Consider the following 25,087-nt stretch of genomic DNA (forward strand, 5'->3'; position numbering starts at 1 on the left):
ATTTTTAGTCGGTGCCAGCTTTCAGTTAAATGGGGCTCACCGCCAGCTTACAAACTTTATACACACGGAGGTGAGTATGAAAAAGTTCAACAATATACTGTTCTTAACTAAAGGCGTGATGGATCATAATGAGCCCCTTGCTCAATCAATTCACCTCGCTAATACGAACCAAGCTAAATTGACGGGCCTTGTTGTCTGCCCTCACCTTCCCGATGATATGCACGAATATGAAGAGCATTATGAAGGTTCGCTGCTCGAATCACTACAAAGTCAAATTCAAAGTAGCTTATTACTTTCGATAGATGACATGGATATTGCAGTCGAGCTGATTGTAGCGGATAAGCCGGATGTGGAAGCCATTAGTTATATCGAAAAACACAAAATTGATTTGGTCATCAAAGAGGCGGAGTCTAACAAAACTAATAGTTTGGGCTTGCGTGCCATTGATATGAACTTACTGCGCAACTGTCCATGTCCAGTATGGCTCAATCGTCCAACCAATAAGCCAAGTGATAAACAGAAAGTTGCCGTAGCCATTGATGCAAATGCCACTACAGAAGAAGAACGCGCGCTTTCCATTGATCTTCTTCGACTAAGCCGCACAATTACAGACAATTGTGATGGTCAGCTTCACATTGTTTCTTGCTGGGAATATGTTTTAGAAAGCTACTTAAAAGATAATGTATGGTTTAAACCCTCAGAAGAAGAGCTGGAAAACCATATAAAATCAGCCGACCAGCAACATTCAGTCGCATTACAAACACTAGTCGATGATTCTGGCATTGGAGGTGATATAAGTATACACCGACTTCATGGCACACCAGATGATGAGATTCCTGTATGTGTTGAAGAAAAAGAAGTTGATATTCTGGTGATGGGCACATTAGCACGCACAGGAATAGAAGGTGTAATAATCGGCAATACAGCAGAGAACATTGTACAAAATGTCAAATGTTCACTTGTTGCATTAAAGCCAAAAAATTTCAGACCATAGAGAAAGCCCTCTAAGTCGCCTGATATAGCTTTAGTTGCTAGACTTGAAAGTGTAGTTTGGCAGCCACCTATCAATATCATGAGAGGTGGCTAGGTAATGATGTTATGGCAAGAAGACGTTTGCTATAAAGCAGCGCTCATCCAATAACAGCATCAGGCTGCTTTTCTGGCGCAGCATCAATGAATGCGGGTAGCTCTCTTAATGCAGCAGAAACTTCTCTTATTATTGGAAAGCTAGTCAGGTCAACATCAAAGCGCTCGGCATTATATACTTGTGGAATCAAACAAATATCAACCAAACTCACTTCATTACCCACACAATACGTTCCTCTGCTTTTAGTCAGCTTTTGCTCCAAGCCTTCGAATCCGAGTAGGATCCAATGCTTGTACCAATCGGACTTGCAAGATTCTTCCAGTGACAATTCGCCAGTCAAATATTTCAATACTCTGAGGTTATTTAATGGATGAATATCGACTGCAATATCCTGAGCCAAGGCCTTAACCAGATAGCGCTTCTGCTTATCCAACGGAGTCAATAAGGCTGTTGGATACGTTTCATCGAGGTAATCGATAATCGCTAGAGACTGATTAAGCTGCATATCACCATCAACTAAAACGGGAACAAGCTGGCTTGGATTCAACGATTTGAAATCACTTGCATGTTGCTCGCCGCCGTTTTTGACCAAATGAACCGACTTTTTTTGATAGGCAAGCCCCTTGTGATTTAATGCAATCCTAACTCGATAAGCCGCCGACGAACGCCAATAGCCATAAAGCGTGATATTAGACATTAGTACTTCACCACTTTCTGGTCGATAGCGCCAAAAATGGATTTACCTGTTTCGTCTTTCATTTCAATCTTAATAGAGTCGCCAAACTTCATAAACTGCGTAGAAGGCTTACTATCTCGAATGGTTTCAATCATGCGTACTTCTGCAATACACGAATATCCGACTCCACCTTCTTTTATTGAGGTACCAAATTCCGTACCCTGCTTATTTGATACTGTGCCCGAGCCAACAATCGCACCAGCGGAAAGAGGCCGAGTTTTGGCCGCATGTGCGACTAACTGTGGAAACTCAAAGGTCATATCCACACCAGCGTTCGGGCAACCAAATGGCTCATCATTGTAATAGGAAAGCAAAGGCAAATTAACTTTACCTCCATCCCATGCTTCACCTAATTCATCAGGCGTCACTGCAACTGGAGAGAAGACCGACGAAGGTTTTGACTGAAAGAAACCAAACCCTTTGGCCAGTTCATTAGGAATTAAACCGCGTAGAGAGACATCATTGACCAGCATGATAAGGCGAATTGAATTGGCAGCTTGCTTAAGACTTGCGCCCATAGGAACGTCATCGGTTATCACTGCAACTTCACCTTCGAAATCTATTCCCCACTCTTCACTTCCAACCGTAATATCATCACACGGGCCGATAAAGGCATCCGACCCACCTTGATACATCAGCGGATCCGTCCAAAAACTTGGCGGCATTTCAGCGCCGCGCGCTTTACGAACTAGCTCGACATGATTGACATAAGCACTACCATCGGCCCATTGATAGGCACGCGGCAACGGTGACTCACAAGCTTGTTGGTCAAAAGGCATTGAGTCAGCGACGCGCCCTTCATTTAAGGCAAGGTAAACTTCATTTAACTGTGACTCAACTTTAGTCCATTGATCGAGTGCAAATTGAAGCGTAGGAGCAATGTCTTTGACTGCCGAACAAACACTAAGATCTTTACTTACGACCACAAGCTGGCCGTCACGAGTTCCATTTTTTAAGGTGGCTAACTTCATTATAATTCTCTTTATTATTTATTTGGATGTGATTTCCAGCTGTACACGTATTCCTGATTTTCAACCGATTGCGCTTCATCACTAAAGCTGAGTGCGTGACGAGTATCTATCATGACCGCCACTTCGTCAGTGAACTTTTTCTTGTACTCTCTGCCTGCTTGAAATGCTTTTGGATGAGGGCCGTGAGTAAAACCTGCCGGATGGAATGTCACCATACCAGCCTCTATGTTATCTCGGCTAAAAAAGTCACCTGCGTGATAGAAAAGGACTTCATCATAATCATCATTATTATGATAGAAAGGCACTTTCAGAGCACCAGGGTCACTTTCTATTGGGCGAGGAACGAATGTACAGACAACAAAACCTGCGCCAACAAACGTTGTATGTGCAGAAGGCGGCAAATGATATCGATGTGACATTAATGGTCTGATATCACGCCAGTTCAGTTTCACTACTGCCAAATCACCATGCCAACCAACAGCGTCAAGAGGATTGAACGGATAAGTAATAACGCTCACCTGACCATGCCTTTTGACTTGAACCTGTGTTTTTTGCTCTGAATATTGGTCCTTAAATTGCTGATTAATTGATGGTACTTCTAACACTGCAGGATCAAAGACCGCATGATTCCCTACCATGCCTTTATCTGGTAATGAGTAGGTAGCATCGGTATTTTCAATCATCAAAATAAACAAAGGTTCTAGAGGTTCAATACGCCAATTAGTCGAACGAGGGATGACAACATAATCTCCCTCACCAACCGTCAAATGGCCATAATCACTGTACAAATCTGCTTTGCCCTGATGAATAAAAAGTAGTTCATCACCGTCAGCGTTTCGCACCAGAAAGTCCATCTTTTCTTCAAGACGCCAAGTACGAATCTTACAATCGTTATTAAACAGTAGGTCTGGCACCGCCCACGGCGAAATCTGCGCCGCTTTTTCTACTAAATTGAAGTTAAATGCCCTTGGGCGTAAATCACCTTCCCATTCAATCCAACCCGTTGGAGCGTGTTGATGATGAAAATGTGAGGCTGGCCCGAAGAAACCACTTCGGCCAGTTTCTCGCTCATATATAGCCTCTTCCGGAAAATCTGCGTGCGCCTGTTTGGAGCACACTCCCTCCCGGTGAGGGAATGTAATCCACTTATGCATCGCTCAATACTCCTCGGCGAATTTGATCTTCTTCAATCGACTCAAATAGTGCCTTAAAGTTACCTTCACCAAACCCTTCATTCCCTTTACGCTGAATGATTTCAAAGAAGACGGGCCCTATCACCGTTTGAGTAAAGATTTGCAGTAGGATACCGTCTTTCATTGGCGCACCATCAATTAGGATCTGTAGCTCCTTAAGCTTATCAACATCCTCAGTGTGACCTTCGACTCGAGAGTTCACCTTCTCATAATAAGTATCTGGGGTTGGCATAAAATCCATGCCTCGGTCACGCAGCGTCTGCACGGTTTGGTAAATATCGTCTGTTGACATTGCAATATGCTGAATACCTTCGCCATTGTATTCACGAATAAACTCTTCGATTTGCGATTTGTCATCAGAAGATTCATTGATAGGAATTCGAATTTTGCCGCAAGGTGCTGTCATTGCTCTACTGACTAAACCAGTTAGCTTGCCTTCAATATCAAAGTAGCGAATTTCACGGAAATTGCCGATACGTTCATAAAAACCAGCCCAGGTATCCATATTACCTTGCTTAACGTTATGAGTGAGGTGGTCAATTTCATACATCCCCACATCCGCCTTTTTCAAGCGCTCGTCGGCATCATCATAAAAGTTGAAATCAACATCATAGATACTTTTCTTACCATAGCGATCAACAAAATACAGTAAGCTTTGTCCGATACCATAGACGGCGGGAATACTCAGCTCCATAGGGCCAATTTCGGTTTTAAATTCCTCTGCGCCGTTTTCAAGTGCATGCTTAAGAGCAATGGAGGCATCTTTTACACGAAATGCCATACCACAGACTGACGGGCCATGAACTTTTGCAAATTCTTCGGCTTGGCTATGTGGTTGAGCGTTAATAATGAAACTTATGTCTCCTTGACGGTACAACCACGCTTCTTTCGAGCGATGTTTAGCAATCTCTGCAAACCCCAAAGAAACAAACAAGTCTTTTAGTTGACCAATACCCTCTTCGGTTGCGGCTGTGTATTCGACAAATTCAAATCCATCTGTTCCTAGTGGGTTATATTCCTGAGTCATTGCTTTTTCCTCTGTGATTTATTGATGTCCGTTTCTATTTAACTTGTACTAACTTTTACGTTAAGGGAATAAAAGACCATCAAATTATTAAATCGGAAAAACACGTGGATTTTGTAAACAAAACGTAACACAGGGCTGTTTTGTCAAAAAACTTCATGAGAAAAAGGGAAATACAGATCTTGGTTGTAACATTTAATTTACAATTTATTTTTCTGTACTTGTATTGATCGAGGTACTTTCAAGTAATTCGATTTGCTCACGTAACTTGTTACCCCAACCATTAATGAGGCTATCAATATCATCTATAGTCGCTTTACCTGAAGTTATCATACACATAGCGAGTTCTATATATCGAATATCATTTGGGTAGTGATGATAACTCCATAACAAAGTTGGTCAGAAATTGGCCTCGCATTTCGACTTGTTGCTCACGCACAAGCCTAAACCCCATACGCTCATAGAAAGGGCGAGCGGTAATACTGACTTCGGAATAAAGTCTTGAGATACCACGTTGCTTGGCCTGCTCTATAACATATTCCATCATTGCACGACCGACGCCTTTCCCTTGAAACTTATAGTGGCAAAAAAAGTGATCAATCAACCCAGAATCTTGCAGATCCGTATAGCCTGCAACCTGACCATCAATTTCCGCAATGTAGGGACTGATTTGGAGCATTTTTTCGTGCCAAACCTCTTGATTCCAGTTATCTGGCGCCCATGCTTCTACCTGCTGCTTAGAGTAGTGCTGGATATTAATATTGTGAACAGTGAAGAAAAACACTTCCCATAGTGCCTGTACATCTTCAGGCTTGTATTGACGAATTGTAATCATTAACCGCTCTTTAAGTCTTAATACAAGACTCGCATCTTGTGCTAGAAGTAACGAAAAATCAATACATTACTGTGAGCTGCATATAGATATCGAAAGACAGAAGAAGGCTAACCAACCGATTCGTGGCAAATACTTTCACTGAACCATTACGCGATTGCATTCGCTTTCGAGAGGTTATTTTCTTTATTGACTGGAAGGTAGCCAAAGCCCCTGAACACAAATTGCATATATTCAGCGGTCAGTTCAAATGGCTCAATAAAACAATCTGGTAATTCTTGCTCATGACCAGTAGAAAGCACAGAAATTTCTTTTCCCTGTAACTTGCGCCCGAGAGATTTTTCTATGGTCAATAAATCAGAAAGTCGGTCAAAGAAGACCTTGAGTTGCGCGGACATTGAGTACCAATAAACAGGGGAAGCAAAGACAATATGATCATAATTCTTTAGCATGCGAATCAGTGGGATAAAGTCATCATTGCGATTTTCATGAAAATAATCGTAATACGATATTTTGTAATCCGCTAAATCAAACACTTCAGCTTGTGTCAGTTCAACGAACTGATTGACCAAATAAAGTGTATTCCCATCAGCTTTCGACGTCCCCAACACCACTGCTATCTTCATTGGAAATCCCTCCAATAATTCAGCTATTTCGCATTTTCACAAAAATGCCCGCACTCCTTGCATCGATATCCATGTTTGTAGAAAAACAATGGAAATCCTAGAAGTATAAATACCAAAAACGCTGAGCGTTTACCTTTGGTAAACGGCTCAATTTTTACACTATCACATTTTGGACAATGATCTTGTGAAGTGGCGCTTTGTTCAGCACATAATACATCTGAAAAGTCAGTGCTCAGAATATTCTCAGCTTGCTCTAAATCTTGCTCAGCAACCATCAAGCGCACACCCCCGATTGCATTTGAGTACAACCACTGCGTATTAATCGTATGCTCATCAGCAATACAACTCTCAATACCAGCCGCCTCAAGGCTTGCTTTCGCAATATGTGCTTCATGCGGAAACGAAAAGCGCGCGACAACAATCATACTTCACCCTCCGGTCCTAGGCTTTAAGAATAAAAGATAGCATTAATCACTATTAAAGCGATTCGTACTGGCCATAGCAATAGTAACGCCGGCTTGGGTAAGATTTTTACACACCTCAAACATAAAGGCTCAACCGAAAGCTAGTTTTGTATATCAAACGCCGTTTTTGGATCGATAGAGAATGTAATGAGTTCATCGCAATCCTGATAGAGATTTAAGTCCGGCTCTGGCGTCATCCCCAGTTTTCGAAGAACTGCAACAGATGGTAAGTTTTCAATCATTGATACACCATATATCCATTTGTGTTTGTTCAAGCCAAATGTTTCTCTAATAACGGCTAGTGACGCTTCTAGAACATAGCCTTTGCCTTGATACTCTTGCAACATACCATATCTGATATCACTAAAGTTTGGATCTTCACATTGCTCAACCCCAACATAACCAATTTTTTCTCTGGGTTGAGACTTTAAGTTTATGACGTATGAGCCAAAGCCATGGACCCAGTGTGCAATTCTATTGCTATGTGTACGTTGGATTTCAGTTTCAGTATAAGCCGTGCCTTTAGGTAAAAACTTCGTCAGTTGATTTGAACTAAGTATTTTTCGATAAATATCTATATCATCCTCTTTGACGGGGCTCATCACTAATCTCTGTGTATCTAATGTCTTCATATTCCCTCAACAGATGCCCATTTTCTTGGCACTTATACTAATAACAAAGGTTACAATAATATTCGAACATAACATAAAAAAACCAAATGAAACACGTCCACATTAAATTCGAAGAAGCCATAGAATTGAGTTAGTTAAAGCATCTTTATTTGCTCGTCATGTATCTATAAAATAGCGGGGGTTATTTATTAAATGTGGAAAAACCATGGCAAAGCTATCGCTGCAAGAACAAATGTTGAAAGCTGGTTTAGTGAATGAAAAGAAACTAAAGAAGGCGAAGAAAGGATCCAAAAAATCACGCACTCAAGCTCGTGAGGTTAAAGCCGCTGTAGAAGAGCAAAAACGTCAGCAGCAAGAGCGCGACAAGGCACTCAGTACAGAACAAAATGAGCAGCGCCTCAACAAAGAAATCCAATCACAAATTAAGCAACTCATTGAAATGAATAAGCTTGCTAATAGTGATGGCGACATTAAGTATAATTTTACCGATGGCACATTAGTTAAATCTCTATATGTCGATAGCCTAATACGTGAACAACTTATTAAAGGGATATTAGCTATTGCACGCTTTGGTGAAGGTTATGCGGTCATTCCTAGTGTGGTGGCAAACAAAATTTTGCAGCGCGATAGCGATATCATTATTGACCTAAAAGAGCCTGAGTCTGATGTCCCTGCAGAAGACGATCCATACGCGGACTTTGTGGTACCAGATGATCTTATGTGGTGATCGGTTGTGCCACTCATACATGAGTGGCTAATTACCCCATTTTACCTCGTAAGCCGATAAGATTACCAAAGGGATCTTCCATCTGACAGATAGATTGCCCCTGTTCAATCTCCATTGGGCCTCGATATAAGGTTGCCCCTATAGATTGTAGAAAGTCGATTGATTCCCTAACACTATCCACCAACCAGTAAAGGACGGTTCCTGATTTCCCAGCCGATACCTTGCTATCGGCTTGGACAATCTCCAACGAAAACCCTTTAATATCGAGTACAGTAAAATCAAACTCGGGCAAATACCGGGGAGAGGCAAGAGGAAACGCTTTCTGGTACCACTTAAGTCCTACAGAGACGTCAGGTACATGAACAAGAAGTGCCACTGGGTTATGCAAAATATTCTATTCCTCATAGGTTAGGTAGTAGTATCCACCAAACTCATCCATGTGTTGTGATTGACTAATAAAGCCATGAGATTGATAGAAGTTTAATGCTGATTTATTTGGCTGCATACATTTTAAACTTAAGCTAGTGTATCGGGGTTTAACAAACTCAAGTAACCGAGTACCAATGCCTTTTCTCGTATATTCAGGCGAGATGTAAAGGTGATGGATAAAGTTCTCAGGCTCCCAAATAGAAATAAACCCCACCGGTTTACCTTTGCAAAGAGCTACCCATATTTGCTCACCTTCCACATCTATATCAAAGTCAGCAAGACAAAACTGCTTGCTATCTAGCCATTTAAAAGTCGTTGTTCTCGAGGCCAGATAAATCTGCCTCAGTGTTGGTAAGAATTTATTTTGATTTGAGCTAATGATGATTTCATCATGCACCACGCTTCTCCCCGACTCCAATACAGATTATGACTTTTTAACAAAATGAGCGGTGATCATCATCTCTCCTGCTCCATCTACTTTGCAATCTAACTGATGGTCTTTACCTTCTACTATCCGTCTTATTAAAGCTTTAGTGCCAATTTTTAATACCAAGGAGCTGCTTTTCACTTTGAGATCCTTTGCTAAGGTGACTTTGTCACCTTCTACCAAAGTATTGCCATTAGCATCTTTGACGATCACAACTTCAGGCTTTTCGTCTGGATTCCACTCATAGGCACATTCTGGACACACAAGGTGGTTCTGATCAGGATAAACGTAGTCAGATTGACAGTTTGGACATGAGGGATAAGACATAAAAAATACTCCAGTTTCGATATCCTGCAATAATACTTGGCTAACTCCACTTAAGCTAGCCAAGTTAGCTTGAACCCCCCAGAAAAACTGAACAAAATGCCAAGACAAGTCATTGATTTATAGTCTGGCTATTTAGCCCACCATAGTTACCGATACTAAGTGCAACATCGCCAGAATCCGTTTGTTGTGTCTTAGTTTTACTCTTTGAAACCATACGATAAGATTCTGTAATATAGTGCTTCAGCTCATCATCTCGATACCATATAGTGTCAAGCTGTTGGATCCACTTTCCATCACGACCAGAGGCGTGAGGCGCAGGTGTATAGCCTTTATGGCTTTTTAAAAACTCATAATTTGAGTCTGAGGTTTTAAAACTAAACGCAGGCTTTCCACTGCGGCCTCTCCCACCAAAAGCGAATACTTTTCCATTGATTTTCCATACATGGCCATTACCACCTTGAGCCGCTTGGGTGGTATCAGGTAGCGAGCGACAAAACGCATTAAACTGGTCATAATTCAAGTTAAAATCCTCTTTATTTTACGACTAACTCTGAGAGTAGGCCGAGTAAAAATGAGGAAGAAAGTAAAGCGTCTTCACTAGCATGCTCAGTTAGATGGTAGGTTATTAATAACGAAGCTTGCTCGCTCTGTTACTGAATTTTTAGGCACCTCAACCAATTGATAACCAAACCTTTCGTATGCTTTTATCATCTGCTGATACGTCGCAACCGCTTGACTAAAGTCTTGCTTACGTTCTTCATCATTCTTATAAATTTCCTCCCAAGGAGGAAAAATAAAAACCTTTGGGTTATACATAAGCTCATTACATCGATTTATTAGATCGGTAGATAGGAATATTTGCTCAAGTTGGCTATATCCGTAACAATCTATAATGCTACGGTCATAAAACATTACATTAGGCTCGGTATACATTTTGTAATTAAGCACTTCTTGAGTAATCATTAGATCGCGAAACGCTGTTTTGTTTTCCCACGGAAGGCCTGTACCACCTATTTTAATCTGATCTTGAATCACTTTTCGTCCAGACTCTGGTGCTGACGGATATCCCATGTAGCTGAGGTGTTCTAATACTGATGTTTTTCCCGCACCAGGACCACCAGTAAAGACAATTCTGTTGTTCATGTACCTCCACCTAATAATCAAGCTATTGTACTGCTATCAGAATTAACGCATTACTAAGCTGGTCAGAGTCACTGATATTCCGACATGTTAAAAGGTATATCAATCACAAGTGACAAGCCATGTAGTAAAACTTGTCATCTTCCTGCTCAGTCGAAAAGTTTAAGCGTTTATATAAATGATAAGCAGGGCTCATTTTAAAAACTTTAAGCCTAAGTATATCTGCACCCGAGCCAATAGCTAAACGCTTTACTTCGTTGAGTGCTAAACCACCGACACCTTTGTTTTGATAGCTATCGATGACTTGTAAATCTCTCAAATAGCAACAGTCATCGCTACTCTCTAATCGAATAGCACCAATAACTCTTCCATCAGACAAAATATCAATATTCACCAGCGAAGCGATCTTTTGCTTTATCGTGTCAGCTTGCCAATCAACTCCATGATATTGGTAGTATGAGCGCATATTGGCGTGAGTAATTTCCGCTGATTTTGACAAATCTACTGTACTTTCAAATGTAACCACAGTAACTCCTGATTGTTGATGAGTATTCATAGGCCTAATCGAGTGTCTTTGCTCAAAATAATGAGTAAATAATATCACTATGACTCAGTTGTCAATGACAGAGACCCAATCAGATCTCCACGGTTGTGCTTCCATAGCATCAGGCCAAAACTCTGTTTGTTTACTAATCAAACCATTTTTCACAACATGGAATGTAATTGCACGTGCTTTTTGCTCACCATCACTAACAGACACGTCTGTAACAACCGTTTCCTGCTCACAGACCAGTGAATTAATAATGAAGGTCCATTGACCGCATGCTGGGTAAGCTGTGTTAATCGCGGTAAAATTATCTCGGCCACAAATCAGCTCATTAGATTGAGGCCAGAAGCCTTGAAAATCGACGCTAAGATATTTACTTGCCTTGAAAAAGTCATTGCTATTCATCGCTTTCCAATAAGCAAGAACGACGCTTTTTGCATCCATTGAACACCGTCTATTTTTATAAAAAACAACAGGATACTAGCAAAGTAGAATATAATAAGTAAATGAATTTTATGAAGTTGATGGGTATGCGTTGATTTACATATAGATGGTGCAGTTAGTAGAATTGATGCACCATCCTATGTTCAAGATGTGGCTTTAGCAAAATGTGCTGGGTACTCTTGGCGGATGTGACGTTGTTCTTCTACCATATTTTTAAAGGTCGGCCCTTCATTCAATTTGAGAATGACTTCTCCATTGTCAAAACGAAGAACCGCTCCTTTCACCTCTATTTTTTCCTTACAGTGTAATTCTAGAGTCCCTGACATCAAAAGTCCTTTGTACCAGTCAGTAAACATGTTCATCACAACACGTATACCTCCTTCCGACACTTCTGTGACATAGAAAATCTGATCGTATAGACGTACACAAGGCCTAGCTTTCTTTGGATATTTCAAGCGATAAAATTCTCGTTTTTGCTCTAGTTCATTCATAAAAAGCCTCCTACCACACCAAATTACCAGTTTTTGTGGCCTTGTCTCCTAGTATCAACACTCCATTAGTTAGTATAAATAGTATCGGCAACACCGACAGCAACTTTAGCTTATTCCATATTTAGCAAGGTATGCTCATATATTATACATTATTTGGAGCTTAGGTTAAATCATAAGCTTTAATAAGAACTGAAGTATCCATTCTACCCAAGCCTTGCTTCTGGAGAGATGCATACATACCATCAACTTCTTCTGTCATTGGCAAAACTATATTTTTGCTTGAAGCTTCATTTAGGCAAATCCCCAAATCCTTGCGCATCCAGTCAATAGCAAAGCCAAAGTCAAATTTTCCTTGCGACATTGTCACGGCTCGATTTTCCATCTGCCATGATCCAGCAGCTCCGTGTTGCAGTACATTCACTACTTTTTCGATATCCAAATCAGCAGACTGTGCTAGCTGAAGAGCCTCACTCAATCCCTGTAAAATGCCCGCTATGCATATTTGGTTGACCATTTTGCAGCGCTGACCTTGGCCATTCTCACCAAGCAGAACTGCCTGTTTCCCATATGTGTCAAATACTGGAGACAAAGTTTCAAATACTTCTTCGTCGCCACCACACATAATCGTCAATGCTCCATTTTCAGCGCCAGCCTGACCTCCAGAAACTGGAGCATCAATAAAATGCACTCCTTTGTCATTACAAGCTTGCGCCAGTTCTCGAGCGAGCTCCGCTGAAGTTGTAGTATGGTCTACCAAAATAGATCCAGGCTTCATAGACGCTAAGACTCCGTCATCACCGAGTACTACACTTCGAACGTCGTTATCATTTCCTACGCATACAGCAACAAGGTCACAATCTTGAGCCGCCATGTAAGGCGTTGCAAAACATTTGCCTGAATACTGTTCAGCCCACTGCTCTGCTTTTGCTAAAGTACGGTTGTAGACTCGAGTATCAAAACCTGCATTTGCTAGGTGACCTGCCATAGGGTACCCCATAACGCCCAAGCCGATAAATGCCACTGTCTCTATTTGCATGTAGTACATCCTAGTTTTAGATAGTTCAACTAATTGAGTATGATATCACATACCCTCTTGTTTTAACTAACCTAAGTTAATAGACAAGGACTCACACTAGAGCCATTGAGGCACAGCTCTATAAAGTGCAAAAATTCTCCCTCCATGATTGGCTGTAATAAATATTTTAAGTTAGCCTAATACCAAACAACATGCATAATGATTTAACAAGATACTAGCTTTACAGCGTGACTTTGATGCATAGCCAAACTGAACACTGTGTAAGCCAATCGATGAGTATTTTCTCTACAACAACTAAGGACGTAATACTATGCCAAATGGTGTGACACTTTATAACAAGTACCTTTTTGGAGACTGTATTCAATCTACAGTAATTCAAAGTTTAAATAACGCTCCAGGACTTCCGGGTGGAGGAGGAATAGATAGCGATACGGCTGGCCGTATAGGTTATAAAAATATGGATACGGGCGTTAAAGTTGCTGGCTCCAACAAAGGCAGGATCCAAGGAATATGTTGCGGTATTACCGCTGGGTGGATGGTAGCACTGTTAGGTGGAAATGAAGAAGCTACTGCTCATAACCGCTTTACCAGCTTTTTTACAGGCCCACTAAGGTTTCAGGGAGGGTATGTTAAGGACTTTAAAGGCAACTCTTCATCAATCAAGAGCTTACTCACTGGATTCGGCTTAAAAAACTCCAATAAAGCAAATTCATCTGAAACAATGACGCCTGAAAAAATTACTTCGGCACTGCCAGGTGAACAAGGATATTGGGCTGGTTATTTATCAGCCTATGCTCATGCGATCGGAATAGGCTATAAAAATTATAGATATTTCATTATGGAGCCCAATGGAGGCTTATTTGAATATCGCAATAAGAAAAAGTTCGCTGCGGATTTGAAAGCTTTTCTAATTGCAAGGCGTGATAAGAAAAGCCCAGGAACAGATGCAACCATGAAGGCTTATTTCTATACCTCTTGAGGAAAACTCAAAGCAGGGCCTTGCCCTGCTTTTTCATTTAGTGAGGAGAATCACATGGGTCATACCCAAACTCTGATTGCTGATATATATCTGATAGAGCTTTTTCTTTTTTCGGCTTAGTTGAACGCTTTGCGGGTTTGGTATTATCCATACCCTGCGATTCTAAAGCTTTCTCATGTGCTTTGGCCGAGCGAATAAACTCAGGGTTATTTAACGCCACTTGGCGCAGGCGGTTAACACGTTCAAGGGTATCCCATAACATAATTCACCTCCAAAATAACTGGTTACATATACAGTATACACATCTCCATCAACAACTCAAGATAAATACTGGTTATTTACCCAAATACACCTTAGTTCATATATGCATTAAACATCCACATTAATTTTTCTTGTTCGCGAATATAATCACCCATTAATGCTGCTGTACCTTCATCATCCGCATCTTCGGCTTGAGCTAATATTTGACGCTGTTGAATAAGTAAAGTACTAAAGCCATGAACTAAACCACGAACACATTCTTGTCCTGTGGTTGAATTTTGGTGTTCTTGAATACTACTTTTATTCAAATACTGGCTAAAACTGTGGTCTGGTGTTGAACCAATCGTTAGGATACGCTCTGCAAGCTCATCAATCTTAGTCTGGAGATCAACATATATCTCTTCAAACTTTTCATGAAGCTCGAAAAACTGTTGGCCTTTAATATTCCAGTGGTAACCACGCGTATTCATATATAACACTTGGTAATGCGCTAACAAGGCATTTAATTCACTTGCAAGAACTTGAGATTTTTCGTTATTTAGGCCAATTAGGTTTACTTGGTTTGTCATAATCTATTCCTCATCAATCTATATATTCGGGATTTTCCCCTTTCTTTAAACCCAATATACGCATTTACTTTGAATTGATGAAAGCGTTCATATCTATACAATTGATAGACAATAACTATCAAGATAATAAGCCTTTGTAAGCAGCTTGAGGATTAGAGTTTTAGACAGAGCACTTGCTGATTAACTATGTAAAAAGTGTTATGTGCCTAATGAGTATCAAGTGCCGATAGATTAAGTTTAACAGGGCTTCCTAGCCAATAGGCGTAGTCAGTGTGATCTATAATATCGTCGCCTGTCACTGCGTGAACTAATACGGACAAGCGCCCGCGAGCGTTATCCAACCATGGTATTAGTTGATCAAAATCTGCTTTTTCAAAGCTGACAGAAAAACTCCACATGTTATGCGGCCCGACTAATTTTTGGTGAAAACGTCCTACTGCTAGAGTGAACTCTTGAGTAATTTGTGATCTTAACTGCGCCGCAAAATCACTGCTACTTTCGTCAAAATAAACATGGGCATGGTAGGAGTTATGAACATTGGTCGGAAAAGTCATAGAAGCTCACTTTTAGTAGGTCCATTTTCTTTACTGTATCATAGTACGGAAGGAAGAGCGTGTTACCCTATAAGTGAACTGATAAACAATAAAAAGAGCCTCGATTAGATCGAGGCTCTCTTAAATTCTGCATACCGCTTGGCATCGTCAGTAACTGGCATTAATCAAACAGGTTTATAAATAACTTTGTTGCCAGCAAGCTGTTCTTTCGCAACTAGGTTCTCTTCTAGTAATTTTTTAAGTGCACTCGTTGCCCAAGAAGCAGCTTTTGATTCTTCTTGTCCAGCTGCAAGGCCAATACCTTTGGGGTTGATGCCCTCAGCATTAGCAACAACAATATCGAGAACCTGCTGCTGCTTTGGTGTTAAATTAGTCTCTACTACTTTCGCTGCTGTGACTTTCTTTTCTGTAGCGGTGACTGTGATTTTTTTCTCGGCCTGTGGCTTTTGGCTTGGTGTCACTTTTTCTTTAGCAACAGTCGCTTTTAAGTGCTTTTGCAATTTCATCTGCACTTTGCGCTTATGAGCTAGTCTCATCGAGTATCTCTCCATTTCACTGTGTTACACGCAGTGGTGAAAATTTTTAATGGCGTTTTATAGCAAAAATCTGACGATATTGACAGTATCTAGCGAGCTTAATCAGGTAAAAATAACTGATATGCGAAGCTCCGACTACAATTTAATCAACACCTAATGTGATCCATGCTTTCACCACTGAATATATAAACAGAGGTTAGGAGCTTTACTGGGAGCGATTTATGGAAACACTGCATATTACCCATCAACCTATTCAACTCTCTTCCCCAGGAGCTAAGTTGGTCACAGCCATTATTTTAGCTGGTCTAATATCTCTTGTCGTACTCGCTCCCAATTTACCGTTAGCGATTATTACCCTGATTGCAGTGTTAATCTTTCTCGGCTTTGCTCAATGGCTGGTCCATAAAAGCACCGTTTCATACACGTTAACAGCTACTCATTTTCAGCAGCATTTGTACAAAGGAGGATGGGTAGTGAAGTGGAACAATATAGGTAAAATAGGCATTTGCCACTATGATAACCAAGGATGGCAGCAACCTTTACCATGGATAGGTATCAAGTTAAAACAGTACTCTCCTTACCTAGAAAGCATATGTCCGAGAATTGCAACTGATATTCTTTTAAACCAACGTGCTTTGCTCTATATGGGTATGAAACAAAGCATTCTTAATGCTAATTTCGAAGATATCGTACTGGATGCACAGCCCTATAGGAATGAGCATGGAATAGAGTACCATGGTCTACAAGCAATGTTAGCAAACAGGATGCGCTATCAGAGGAGCTACTTTGATTACGACATCTTTATCTCAGCCAATGATATAGACCGAAGTGCTGAAGAATTTGTCGGCTTAGCAAGACGTTACCTAGCCGCAGCAGAGTCAGAGGGCAAGTGTTGAACCTCTGACTAAAAGCAATCAACACCTTAAGTTGTCAAGCTTTTTTCAGCTACGATTAATACGGTAATTCATCGGCAACAAAAGGATTTGATGCACGCTCATAGCCAAATGTCGACTCTGGTCCATGGCCTGGTACGAACCTAACATCGTTACCCAAGGGCCAAAGCTTGGTTTTAATCGAATGTATCAATGTATCAAAATCGCCTTTGGGAAAATCAGTACGTCCTACAGAACCATTAAATAAAACGTCTCCAACAAAAGCTAACTTGGCTGATTCACTAAAAAGCACAACATGACCAGGGGTATGTCCAGGAGTGTGATAAACACTTAAAGTTTCTTTTCCGAAATGTATGGTGTCGCCGTCACTAAGCCACTGATTAGGTTCAAAAGCTTCAATGGGTGGAAAACCAAACATCTGGCTTTGTCCAGCAAGCCCTTGCAGCCAAAAGTTATCGTCTTTATGTGGCCCTATGATGTTCAGCCCACCCAGAAGTGCAGAGAGTGATTGAGTGCCACCAACATGATCTAAATGCCCATGAGTTAAAACAAGCTGGGTAATATTAATCCCGTTGGCCTTGATCACTGAAGACAACTGTTTTACATCACCACCCGGATCCACAACAATGCCCTCCATCGTTTCATCACACCAGACAATAGAACAGTTTTGAGAAAATGAGGTGACAGGAACAACTTGGTACTTTAGGGACATATGGTAGCCTTAATCAATAACTAAACTGGCAAGACTATGACATTTGGTGAGGTTTTTGACAACCTTGTAGCATAAATCGGTTGCCTACCAGTGACGAACAGGCCCGGTATCTATATGAACAAAATCACTTTTGGGGTAATAGCCTACTCCTCCAGCTTTAAGATCCATTGCGACATCTCGCACCTGTTTGAGGTTGACACCCTCTAGGCGAAAATCTATTGCCTGACCCAGCATGTGATAACTCTTTTTAGCAACGCCACTTGATACTGAACGCAATGCTTGATTTGTTTCAGGTGAACGGTAACCAGAGATAATCTGGACTTGGGTATCCACTCCTAATTCAGACTGGATCAGAGAGATCATATCAAACAGGTTCTTATCCATTTGATGAACTTGATTTAAGCGAAAGTCTCGACAAATATTATCGATACGAGCCAGTTCTCTGTTCACATAGTTTCGGCCATCAAAGTAGCAAGCTTCTAATTCTTCGCCTGTATGTAAATTATTAAATGCAAGGGCTCGTGGTTGTGTAGCACATGCAGACAAAGCAACAGATGGTACACAACTTGCAGCAACAACACTACTAGTAGCAAACTTAATAAAATCTCTGCGAGAGAAATTCACAATACGGCCCCATTGATACATTTGATGAATGAATTTTGAGCGGGGACCTTACCCAACTATAAAGGAGAGTGCAAACTCAAAAATGTCTATTTGAAGGAGCTGAACGATCGCAGCCAGCTTACTATCTGACTAGATTAACAAAAACCAAGATATGAATAAATGTTATTTTTTGGTCAATTTAACTTTTACCATGAATCCGTCTATCAAAACGGTATATATCGGCTCTATATTGAATCTTTCCTCCTTCCGACCAAGCCGTTTGGTAAATGATGTGTACAGGAACTTTACGTATGAGCGGTATCGACTGATTTGCCGCTAATTCGTTTTCATCGACTAAAGACATGTCCGCCCCTTGTCGCTTCAATAAAATAGAAGCAAATTGCTCGGCATTTTCAACTCGTACGCACCCAGAACTAAATGCTCTGCTTACCTCTTCAAAGAGTTCTTTGCTTGGCGTGTCATGCAAAAAAATGGCCCGTCGATTTGGGGTATTAAATTTGTATAAGCCTAACGCATTATTATCACCTGAGAGCTGAGTCATTTTATAAGGGAATGCGCTAGGGCGAAGATTCTGCCAATCAATTTCTTCTGGATCGATTAACTCTTTAGAACCCCATCTAGGTACAATAGTGATATTTTCTTTGAGCAAATATTCTGGATCTTTTTTAACCCTTGGTATGATGTCGCGTACCATAATACGCCAAGGAACATTCCATGTCGGGTTAAGAATTAGTGATTCAAGCTCTATGGTCATTAAAGGAGTCGGCCGACCTCTTCGTCCAACAACCACCTTAGATTCAAACACCTCTTTTCCTGAAGACCAATACTTCATCTCAAACCCTGGAACATTCACAATAATCAGGTTATCGAAATTGATAGGCCACAAGCGGCTCCTTTCAGCATTAAGAGCGAGAATTGCCAGTCTTTTATGAGGTGATGTATTAAGCCAGCGCATGGTCTGCGATCCAATCACACCATCATCCTTTAAGCCATGTAGCCTCTGAAACTCTCTAATCGGCGCTTCTAATGTTTCATCATACCAATCAACATCACGCCTTACTCCCGATAGATCAACATCCACCATCTCCATTCGCACAAGAAGAATTTCCCTGTTGTCTAAAGGTTCACCGACACCTCTCAAACCTTCTTGTGTATATTCAGGAATATCTAATTTAGTAAATTTCACTACATGTAGATAGCTATCGAGTAGTTTTTGATAATCTGAACTGTCAGGGGTATAAGCTTCTATCAGCTCGCTTAACTGCTTATTTGATATGGATGATGCCACCATTTGAAGCACTGCACTACTTAATCTAGGAAGAGGCTTATAAAGCATAGATTTGAAAAACCAATCATAGCCCAAAACCTTGGCTTGCTCAGCATAACTGATATAGAGAAGGAGAGTATCTGTTGCTAAAACGTCATACTCATGCCAACGGTTACTTTTGCGATAATATTCCAAATATTGAAGCTGACGAGAAAAAAGAGGGCTAAACCCCGCACTTGCGATGACTTCCAACTGAAACTCAAGGCGAGTACTTTGCTGAAGATCGAACCAAATAAAGCGATTGTCATACTCGTGATAGATGCTTTCTACATCTTTTGGAAACTGTAGAACACGAAGAACATGGCTGTCTTTTTCCAACCAACCAATTCGTTCAAAGTAACTATTGGCTATAGATTGGAAAGGCATCAAGATTACTAATAGTAATAAAGGATACAACCTAGCCATCTTACTCTCCGATTCCTTCGTTTAGATTGAAAGTATGGCAGAGAAATAAGAGGCCAGTAGGAAATGTTGATAAGAAAGTTAATTTTTTAAAGCTTTACAATAAGCTAGGTTATAAAATTCTCGACCAGTGGTTATCCCATTGAATTCCCGAATGAATTTTGTTTTTTTTCTCTGGTGAGTACAGGGTGATTACACCGCCAGCTCCCGAGCTAATCTTGAAATGCCCTGCATCTGCGATTACTCCAGAAGCATCTGGTAGTGCATTCAACTCTTCCAACCGCCCTGTTTGTTTGGACCAAATACCATAACAGTTTCCTCTTGGTGAAGTCGCAAGAATCCACTCTTCAGTCGCAGCAATACTAGCAATATAGTGATTAAACCTTGCCCATTGCTCAGGCTTCGCTTGTAAAGAACGCATTTCTCCACCTTGTGTATGCATGGCTAATAGAGATGGATACGCATCAGGCTCACCTCTATACTGCTGACCACATAGAACCATGTTAGAACCATCGTGAGCAAGGTGACGAATACTTAGATGGTGGTCAGGCAGAGATACTTGTTCCACTAGTTCCCCAGCAGCATCTAAATAGCTCAAGCTAGGCTGCATAGATGATAGATTCATCGGCTTGCGTCCAACGGTATGAACTCCACCCACGCCTATAGCAAGCTTATCATCGGGCATCACGATGACTTCATGCGGCCCTAAACCAAAACCTGTAAATTCAGCAACCTTTTCGTAACCAGCTAGCACATCGTAAACACCAATGATTCCTTTGCTGGTCGTACGCTCTCCTTCAGTTGCATACAGCCACATACCATCATTTGAGTAAACACCATGGCCGTAATAATGTCGATTAGGCTTTGCACTCACAAGAGTAACCGTTTCACCTGATATGTAGTCAAATACAATAAAGTACTCACCAGGTCGACGCGCAAATGCAACGGCATGGTTCAATGTTTGGTGAGTGGCCACGCCATGACCACGTGACGGAAGTGGCAGCTGTTTAATAGGCAAGCCTTGCTCGTCAGCAATAACAACAGAGTATTTGTCTCGGCCTTGTAAGGCACAACCAACTAGAGCTGGTTTTCTCGTACCCGTTACCTTGTTTGCACACCCGAATGGAAGTATGGGCGCGGCTATACCCACTAGCGCAGCTTTTAGCAGGCTGCGCCTTGTATTATTAGTCACCATCTGTTGCATTAAACCCTATTACTACACCCAATTTAATCGCCACTTCTTCGTGGATAAGATACTTAAGTTGCTCCAACTTATTATATTGGGCATAAGCGACTCGATAACCTTCTTTCGATTGAAGTAATTCAAATAAGCTTTCATCAACAGGCCATGTTTCCAGAATAGATGAGAATTGACGAGTGATACTATCAGCAAGCTGAACATGTCCACTTTGGCGTAAGGTATGATCTAAACCACCACCATCAGACAAATATAAGGTTTGCATTGCAGCTATGTTCGCTTTTAGGTTTTTCATTGAAGTGCCAGAGCGCCACGACTCAGAAAAATAAGGCCTAGGCTTGCCAAACTTTGCAAGCGGGCGAGTCATCTTCTTCATGCTGTATTCCAGTTGATTTGACAGCAAAGAGATATACTCAGAAGTCCACGCTTTTTCATCTAATTCAGACCAAGGGTTTTCTTTCCATGCAGAAGCAATAACAGCCGCATTACTGGCTAAATTACTCGCAATCGCTGTTGCAACTTGGCAGTTTTGGGATGAAGACTCAAGTGGTGAATGTTTGTCATATAACAACCATTCAATTGAACCAAGCCCTTGAACTGTGACACTCTGCTGGGCAATATCATCTTGATTCCAAAGTTTGTCACTATTAACAAGGGCTGTCATTTTACGGCCCGTTGTATTCTTCTTATCCGGCCAAAACTGTATATTCCAACTCTTTTCTAAAGCGCTATCTGGGCCTCTTTCTTGACCTTGTAGTGCCATCCAAGACAGCATAGTTTGCTGCCACTGATCTTGAACTCTCTGTAAATCACCACTCTCGCAAAAGGTGAACATTTCACTTTCTAGTTTATCGGCTTGGTTCTTAAAGCGTTGCGCAGAGGCTAGGTCTACCTGATACACACCTTGACTAGGGTGTGCTTCTTGATGAGATAACACGCTGCAACCTGTGATACCAGTCAATGAAAAAGTAATGGCGGCTATTGATAAAGGCTTCATTCCCCTTCCTTATAATGAATTCAGAAATGCTATTAAAGCATCGCGTTGCTTTTGATTAAATGTCAGCACCGTCTGTTTTGACGACTCGGCCTCACCGCCATGCCAAAGTACCGCTTCCATTAGGTTACGAGCTCGGCCATCATGAAGGAAGTAAGTATGCCCATTAACCTCTTTGGTATAACCAATTCCCCAAAGTGGAGCTGTTCTCCATTCCTTTCCATTTGCTAAATATTCCGGCCGATTGTCTGCTAACCCCTCACCCATATCATGCAATAGTAGGTCCGTGTATGGGTGGATCATTTGATTAGATAATGCGGGTAAATCTTCACGCACAGATGTGGTTACTTGACTCTTGTGGCAGCTGTCACACCCCGCTTTAACAAATAAGCTTTGCCCGAGTTTGACGTTGGGTTTGTCCATATTGCGTCTCACTGGCACCGCAAGATGTTGCGTGTAAAACTCAACAAAATCAAGTATATTATCACTTACTTCCGGTTCCCCACCATTGGGAAGTTCAGCGCATAGAGCTTGCTTTGAAGTACAATTTTCATGGGGAAATAGGCGGCTCGTCAAACCAACATCTCCATTAAATGCCGCTGCATTTTGCTGCATTAACGTTGGTTGACCAGATTTCCAACCAAATCGCCCAATGGCAAATTGATTTTTCTCTACATCCCATACCTTGTTAATTTTGCCTGAGATGCCATCCTTGTCATCGTCACTTTCATCTGCCCACGCTAAAAGCGTTTGTTCTGAGATACTTTCGAGTAGCCCCAAGCCAATCATTGGTGGTGCAACACGAGCAGAAAATTGCGTATCAGGATGCATATTGCCATAACCAAGTTGGTCAATTTTCAGCTCAGGCTTGCGTAAAGTGATTTCTGTGCCGTCTGTAAAGCGAATCGGAACCTCTTTATACGTAATTCTTATCTGTCCCTCTGCCACTTGATCTTGCAGTGCAAAATCTTGAAGCTGCCCACCATATGTGGGCTCTGGTACAATACCGTCTTTAATGAACGTCTTTTTCTGCTCAGCTGACATAGCAGGAATGCTTAGGCGAACTAACATTGATACTGCGTGAATATCGTCTTTCTCAGGAGGATGGCCTCTACCGTCTTTAATATGGCAGTTTTGACACCCATTGGTATTGAAAAGCGGCCCTAATCCATCCCTTGCATCAGTAGTGGCAGGGGCTTGAATCCATGGATTACGGAAAAAGCTGTTACCTACACTAAAATCAAGTCGTTTAGCCAAGGGGAGGTTGGCGGCCGGAAGTGAGAACGCATTAGCCCCTTCCTTTGCAACACTTGTTGCTCCACCAGAATCTAATTCATACGCCGGTACGCTGCTACTCGAAATAACCAAAGTGGTTAACAAGGATTTAAAGTACAACTTCATACTAGAGTTTCTCAGGTAAATAACACCACATAATTGAGATAAATTCTCATTAAAATGTGGTTTTAAAAACAACAAAAGGGCTCTAAAAGAGCCCTTTTAAAATAGTGTGTCTTAATTAGAATTCATGGTCTGCTGTATCAGGATTTAGACTGCTGATACCGACAATTTTTGCAGCACGTTCAATAGAGGCGGTTTGATCAACAAGAGACATAATAGTTTTGTTGACCAAAGCATTACCTTTTACATTATCGGAAGCAATAAGTTGATCAAAATACTGACTATTCTTTTCAGCAGATGTCACAAGTTGTCCAACTTGAGAGCGAGTCGTATTGAACTGTTGCTGGATTTCTTTAGCTGCTTTTGCATCTTTCTGAGCAACTAATTGAGCAATGCTTGCGCCAGAAACTACAGTGCCATCTACTCGCTTATACGAACCAGTGTAAACATTGTAGATACCCTGCTCATTGTAGTAATGAGAGTTGTGGGTGTTATCTGAAAAACAATCATGCTCGTCTTCGGTCGAATTTGCTTCCAGAGCTACTTTCATTCGTTCACCCGCAAGTTCACCTAGAGACAAAGAGCCCATACCAAATAGCATTTTTCGTAAGCCATTATCAGCAGATTCGTTTAGAAGTTGCTCTCTGTAGTTGCCTTTAACGCCTGCTTGCCATTGTTTCTCCATCCATTCTAAGTCTTGAACTAGAAGGTCTGCAGTCGCTTTTAAATACTGTCCACGGCGATCACAATTACCATTAGTACAACCTTTGCCAACCACAAAATCTGTGTAAGCACGCTCACCGGCTCCCGCTTTGGTACCATTTAAATCCTGTCCCCAAAGAAGGAACTCAATAGCATGGTAGCCACTGGCAACATTCGCTTCAGAACCACCGATTTCATTAAGGTCTGCTATGGTATTTGGAGTTAGTTTATTAACATCCAATTCAGTTGCACCAATCTTAAGTTTTTTATTGGCAACAATATTTGCACTCGCACCTTCGTTACCCAATTCGTACTGATAACCAGTCGCAACATAGTCAATAAGACCTTCATCAAGAGGCCAAGCATTAAGTTGACCTTCCCAATCGTCAACTATTGAATTGCCAAAGCGAAACACTTCTGACTGCTGGTACGGAACACGAGAATTAATCCACGCTTGCTTAACTTTATCTAATGATTTTTGTGAGGGCGCAGCTAAAAAAGATTCGATAGACTTGTCTAGCGCCTTAGCAGTTGTCAGTGCATCAGAGAATACCGCATGGGCAACGTTAGCATACTGCTCTACAACCTGCTCTTTTGTCACATCTGCTGCAAAAACTGAGCTACTGGCAACAACGAGTGAAGTAGCCACAGAACGGGCCAAAAGTGATTTTACATTCATTTAAAAGCGTCCTTGTTGAGCTTAATAATTATTCTGAATTACAAGTGCTAATTATTCTCATTTGCACTCATTGACGCAAATAATACAAACTTAGTTTTTTTTTGCAAGTCATATACAAAAAAGCCC

33 protein-coding genes are annotated in these 25,087 nt (G+C 41.2%); 4 read left to right on the forward strand and 29 right to left on the reverse strand.

The genetic code is table 11. The features are described 5' to 3' along the window. Positions 1 to 76 precede the first annotated feature (76 nt). On the forward strand, positions 77 to 994 hold the full coding sequence (locus tag AAFM34_RS12345) for a universal stress protein (RefSeq protein ID WP_341663229.1): 918 nt from the start codon (positions 77 to 79) through the stop codon (positions 992 to 994). A 136-nt stretch (positions 995 to 1,130) separates the two neighbouring features. Here the strand turns inward: AAFM34_RS12345 and maiA are convergent, their stop codons facing one another. From maiA to AAFM34_RS12390, 9 genes are all read right to left on the reverse strand, one after another. Further along, positions 1,131 to 1,784, reverse strand: a complete 654-nt coding sequence (gene maiA / locus AAFM34_RS12350; protein ID WP_341663231.1) for a maleylacetoacetate isomerase — start codon at positions 1,782 to 1,784, stop codon at positions 1,131 to 1,133. Beyond that, a complete protein-coding gene (locus AAFM34_RS12355; protein WP_341663233.1) occupies positions 1,784 to 2,794 on the reverse strand; it encodes a fumarylacetoacetate hydrolase family protein in 1,011 nt (336 codons plus the stop codon). The genes maiA and AAFM34_RS12355 overlap by 1 nt, the downstream gene beginning before the upstream one ends. A 14-nt stretch (positions 2,795 to 2,808) precedes the next feature. Beyond that, positions 2,809 to 3,948 carry a homogentisate 1,2-dioxygenase gene (locus tag AAFM34_RS12360; protein WP_341663235.1) on the reverse strand — a complete coding sequence of 380 codons (1,140 nt, stop codon included), beginning with the start codon at positions 3,946 to 3,948 and terminating at the stop codon, positions 2,809 to 2,811. Continuing rightward, positions 3,941 to 5,014: a 4-hydroxyphenylpyruvate dioxygenase gene (hppD, locus tag AAFM34_RS12365; protein WP_341663237.1), complete on the reverse strand. Its 1,074-nt coding sequence runs from the start codon at positions 5,012 to 5,014 to the stop codon at positions 3,941 to 3,943. The genes AAFM34_RS12360 and hppD overlap by 8 nt, the downstream gene beginning before the upstream one ends. Positions 5,015 to 5,218: 204 nt before the next feature. After that, the gene (locus AAFM34_RS12370; RefSeq protein WP_341663239.1) at positions 5,219 to 5,350 is read right to left on the reverse strand and encodes a hypothetical protein; all 132 of its coding nucleotides are present in this window, start codon (positions 5,348 to 5,350) and stop codon (positions 5,219 to 5,221) included. Between the two features lie 22 nt (positions 5,351 to 5,372). Continuing rightward, positions 5,373 to 5,846, reverse strand: coding sequence for a GNAT family N-acetyltransferase (locus AAFM34_RS12375; RefSeq protein ID WP_341663241.1), 474 nt, complete (start codon positions 5,844 to 5,846; stop codon positions 5,373 to 5,375). 146 nt (positions 5,847 to 5,992) lie between these two features. Further along, positions 5,993 to 6,469, reverse strand: a complete 477-nt coding sequence (locus tag AAFM34_RS12380) for an NAD(P)H-dependent oxidoreductase (RefSeq protein WP_341663243.1) — start codon at positions 6,467 to 6,469, stop codon at positions 5,993 to 5,995. 23 nt (positions 6,470 to 6,492) lie between these two features. Further along, a complete protein-coding gene (locus AAFM34_RS12385) occupies positions 6,493 to 6,894 on the reverse strand; it encodes a DUF2007 domain-containing protein (protein ID WP_239171456.1) in 402 nt (133 codons plus the stop codon). Between the two features lie 140 nt (positions 6,895 to 7,034). Next, positions 7,035 to 7,565, reverse strand: coding sequence for a GNAT family N-acetyltransferase (locus AAFM34_RS12390; protein WP_341663247.1), 531 nt, complete (start codon positions 7,563 to 7,565; stop codon positions 7,035 to 7,037). Positions 7,566 to 7,770: 205 nt separating this feature from the next. Between AAFM34_RS12390 and AAFM34_RS12395 the strand changes: the two genes are divergently transcribed. Continuing rightward, positions 7,771 to 8,292: a DUF2058 domain-containing protein gene (locus tag AAFM34_RS12395; protein WP_341663249.1), complete on the forward strand. Its 522-nt coding sequence runs from the start codon at positions 7,771 to 7,773 to the stop codon at positions 8,290 to 8,292. A gap of 31 nt (positions 8,293 to 8,323) precedes the next feature. Here AAFM34_RS12395 and AAFM34_RS12400 read toward each other — a convergent pair whose 3' ends face one another. From AAFM34_RS12400 to AAFM34_RS12440, 9 genes are all read right to left on the reverse strand, one after another. Beyond that, on the reverse strand, positions 8,324 to 8,680 hold the full coding sequence (locus AAFM34_RS12400; RefSeq protein ID WP_341663251.1) for a glyoxalase/bleomycin resistance/dioxygenase family protein: 357 nt from the start codon (positions 8,678 to 8,680) through the stop codon (positions 8,324 to 8,326). 6 nt (positions 8,681 to 8,686) lie between these two features. Continuing rightward, entirely contained in the window at positions 8,687 to 9,118 is a 432-nt protein-coding gene (locus tag AAFM34_RS12405) for a GNAT family N-acetyltransferase (protein WP_341663253.1), read from the reverse strand. 27 nt (positions 9,119 to 9,145) lie between these two features. Further along, positions 9,146 to 9,475 carry a zinc ribbon domain-containing protein YjdM gene (locus AAFM34_RS12410; RefSeq protein WP_341663255.1) on the reverse strand — a complete coding sequence of 110 codons (330 nt, stop codon included), beginning with the start codon at positions 9,473 to 9,475 and terminating at the stop codon, positions 9,146 to 9,148. Positions 9,476 to 9,584: 109 nt separating this feature from the next. Beyond that, positions 9,585 to 9,995 (reverse strand): MmcQ/YjbR family DNA-binding protein, encoded by a 411-nt coding sequence (locus AAFM34_RS12415; RefSeq protein WP_341663258.1) that lies wholly within the window; start codon positions 9,993 to 9,995, stop codon positions 9,585 to 9,587. An 86-nt stretch (positions 9,996 to 10,081) separates the two neighbouring features. Next, the gene (locus AAFM34_RS12420; protein ID WP_341663260.1) at positions 10,082 to 10,618 is read right to left on the reverse strand and encodes an AAA family ATPase; all 537 of its coding nucleotides are present in this window, start codon (positions 10,616 to 10,618) and stop codon (positions 10,082 to 10,084) included. A 103-nt stretch (positions 10,619 to 10,721) separates the two neighbouring features. Beyond that, positions 10,722 to 11,141 (reverse strand): GNAT family N-acetyltransferase, encoded by a 420-nt coding sequence (locus tag AAFM34_RS12425; protein WP_341663262.1) that lies wholly within the window; start codon positions 11,139 to 11,141, stop codon positions 10,722 to 10,724. An 84-nt stretch (positions 11,142 to 11,225) separates the two neighbouring features. Continuing rightward, entirely contained in the window at positions 11,226 to 11,606 is a 381-nt protein-coding gene (locus AAFM34_RS12430; protein ID WP_341663264.1) for a nuclear transport factor 2 family protein, read from the reverse strand. Positions 11,607 to 11,749: 143 nt separating this feature from the next. Next, positions 11,750 to 12,097, reverse strand: a complete 348-nt coding sequence (locus AAFM34_RS12435) for a PilZ domain-containing protein (RefSeq protein ID WP_341663266.1) — start codon at positions 12,095 to 12,097, stop codon at positions 11,750 to 11,752. Positions 12,098 to 12,257: 160 nt separating this feature from the next. Next, on the reverse strand, positions 12,258 to 13,142 hold the full coding sequence (locus tag AAFM34_RS12440; RefSeq protein ID WP_341663268.1) for an NAD(P)-dependent oxidoreductase: 885 nt from the start codon (positions 13,140 to 13,142) through the stop codon (positions 12,258 to 12,260). Between the two features lie 301 nt (positions 13,143 to 13,443). On the opposite strand from AAFM34_RS12440, the gene AAFM34_RS12445 reads away from it, so the two are divergent. Further along, a complete protein-coding gene (locus AAFM34_RS12445; RefSeq protein WP_341663270.1) occupies positions 13,444 to 14,112 on the forward strand; it encodes a hypothetical protein in 669 nt (222 codons plus the stop codon). 37 nt (positions 14,113 to 14,149) lie between these two features. On the opposite strand, the gene AAFM34_RS12450 is transcribed toward AAFM34_RS12445, so the two are convergent. The 4 genes from AAFM34_RS12450 to AAFM34_RS12465 form a co-directional block, all read right to left on the reverse strand. Continuing rightward, complete coding sequence (locus AAFM34_RS12450) at positions 14,150 to 14,374, reverse strand: hypothetical protein (RefSeq protein WP_341663272.1); 225 nt, start codon at positions 14,372 to 14,374, stop codon at positions 14,150 to 14,152. 91 nt (positions 14,375 to 14,465) lie between these two features. Further along, positions 14,466 to 14,942, reverse strand: coding sequence for a Dps family protein (locus AAFM34_RS12455; RefSeq protein WP_341663274.1), 477 nt, complete (start codon positions 14,940 to 14,942; stop codon positions 14,466 to 14,468). A gap of 206 nt (positions 14,943 to 15,148) precedes the next feature. Next, positions 15,149 to 15,496, reverse strand: a complete 348-nt coding sequence (locus AAFM34_RS12460) for a DOPA 4,5-dioxygenase family protein (protein WP_341663276.1) — start codon at positions 15,494 to 15,496, stop codon at positions 15,149 to 15,151. Positions 15,497 to 15,660: 164 nt separating this feature from the next. After that, a complete protein-coding gene (locus AAFM34_RS12465) occupies positions 15,661 to 16,032 on the reverse strand; it encodes a MarR family transcriptional regulator (RefSeq protein WP_341663278.1) in 372 nt (123 codons plus the stop codon). A 221-nt stretch (positions 16,033 to 16,253) separates the two neighbouring features. On the opposite strand from AAFM34_RS12465, the gene AAFM34_RS12470 reads away from it, so the two are divergent. Then, positions 16,254 to 16,928, forward strand: a complete 675-nt coding sequence (locus AAFM34_RS12470; protein WP_341663280.1) for a DUF2982 domain-containing protein — start codon at positions 16,254 to 16,256, stop codon at positions 16,926 to 16,928. 55 nt (positions 16,929 to 16,983) lie between these two features. On the opposite strand, the gene AAFM34_RS12475 is transcribed toward AAFM34_RS12470, so the two are convergent. The 7 genes from AAFM34_RS12475 to AAFM34_RS12505 all read right to left on the reverse strand — a co-directional run bounded on the left by AAFM34_RS12475 (position 16,984) and on the right by AAFM34_RS12505 (position 24,961). Further along, the gene (locus AAFM34_RS12475; protein ID WP_341663282.1) at positions 16,984 to 17,637 is read right to left on the reverse strand and encodes an MBL fold metallo-hydrolase; all 654 of its coding nucleotides are present in this window, start codon (positions 17,635 to 17,637) and stop codon (positions 16,984 to 16,986) included. Positions 17,638 to 17,721: 84 nt separating this feature from the next. After that, on the reverse strand, positions 17,722 to 18,261 hold the full coding sequence (locus tag AAFM34_RS12480; protein ID WP_341663284.1) for a DUF882 domain-containing protein: 540 nt from the start codon (positions 18,259 to 18,261) through the stop codon (positions 17,722 to 17,724). A gap of 178 nt (positions 18,262 to 18,439) precedes the next feature. Beyond that, the gene (locus AAFM34_RS12485) at positions 18,440 to 19,993 is read right to left on the reverse strand and encodes a L,D-transpeptidase family protein (RefSeq protein ID WP_341663286.1); all 1,554 of its coding nucleotides are present in this window, start codon (positions 19,991 to 19,993) and stop codon (positions 18,440 to 18,442) included. Between the two features lie 109 nt (positions 19,994 to 20,102). Continuing rightward, positions 20,103 to 21,194 carry a DUF1513 domain-containing protein gene (locus AAFM34_RS12490; protein ID WP_341663288.1) on the reverse strand — a complete coding sequence of 364 codons (1,092 nt, stop codon included), beginning with the start codon at positions 21,192 to 21,194 and terminating at the stop codon, positions 20,103 to 20,105. Beyond that, positions 21,175 to 22,185, reverse strand: coding sequence for an imelysin family protein (locus AAFM34_RS12495; RefSeq protein ID WP_341663290.1), 1,011 nt, complete (start codon positions 22,183 to 22,185; stop codon positions 21,175 to 21,177). The genes AAFM34_RS12490 and AAFM34_RS12495 overlap by 20 nt, the downstream gene beginning before the upstream one ends. A 9-nt stretch (positions 22,186 to 22,194) precedes the next feature. Then, positions 22,195 to 23,583 carry a di-heme oxidoredictase family protein gene (locus AAFM34_RS12500; protein ID WP_341663292.1) on the reverse strand — a complete coding sequence of 463 codons (1,389 nt, stop codon included), beginning with the start codon at positions 23,581 to 23,583 and terminating at the stop codon, positions 22,195 to 22,197. A gap of 115 nt (positions 23,584 to 23,698) precedes the next feature. Beyond that, positions 23,699 to 24,961, reverse strand: coding sequence for an imelysin family protein (locus tag AAFM34_RS12505; protein WP_341663294.1), 1,263 nt, complete (start codon positions 24,959 to 24,961; stop codon positions 23,699 to 23,701). Between the last annotated feature and the right edge of the window lie 126 nt (positions 24,962 to 25,087).

This window comes from Vibrio sp., assembly GCF_038138445.1.
Taxonomy (GTDB): Bacteria; Pseudomonadota; Gammaproteobacteria; order Enterobacterales; family Vibrionaceae; genus Vibrio.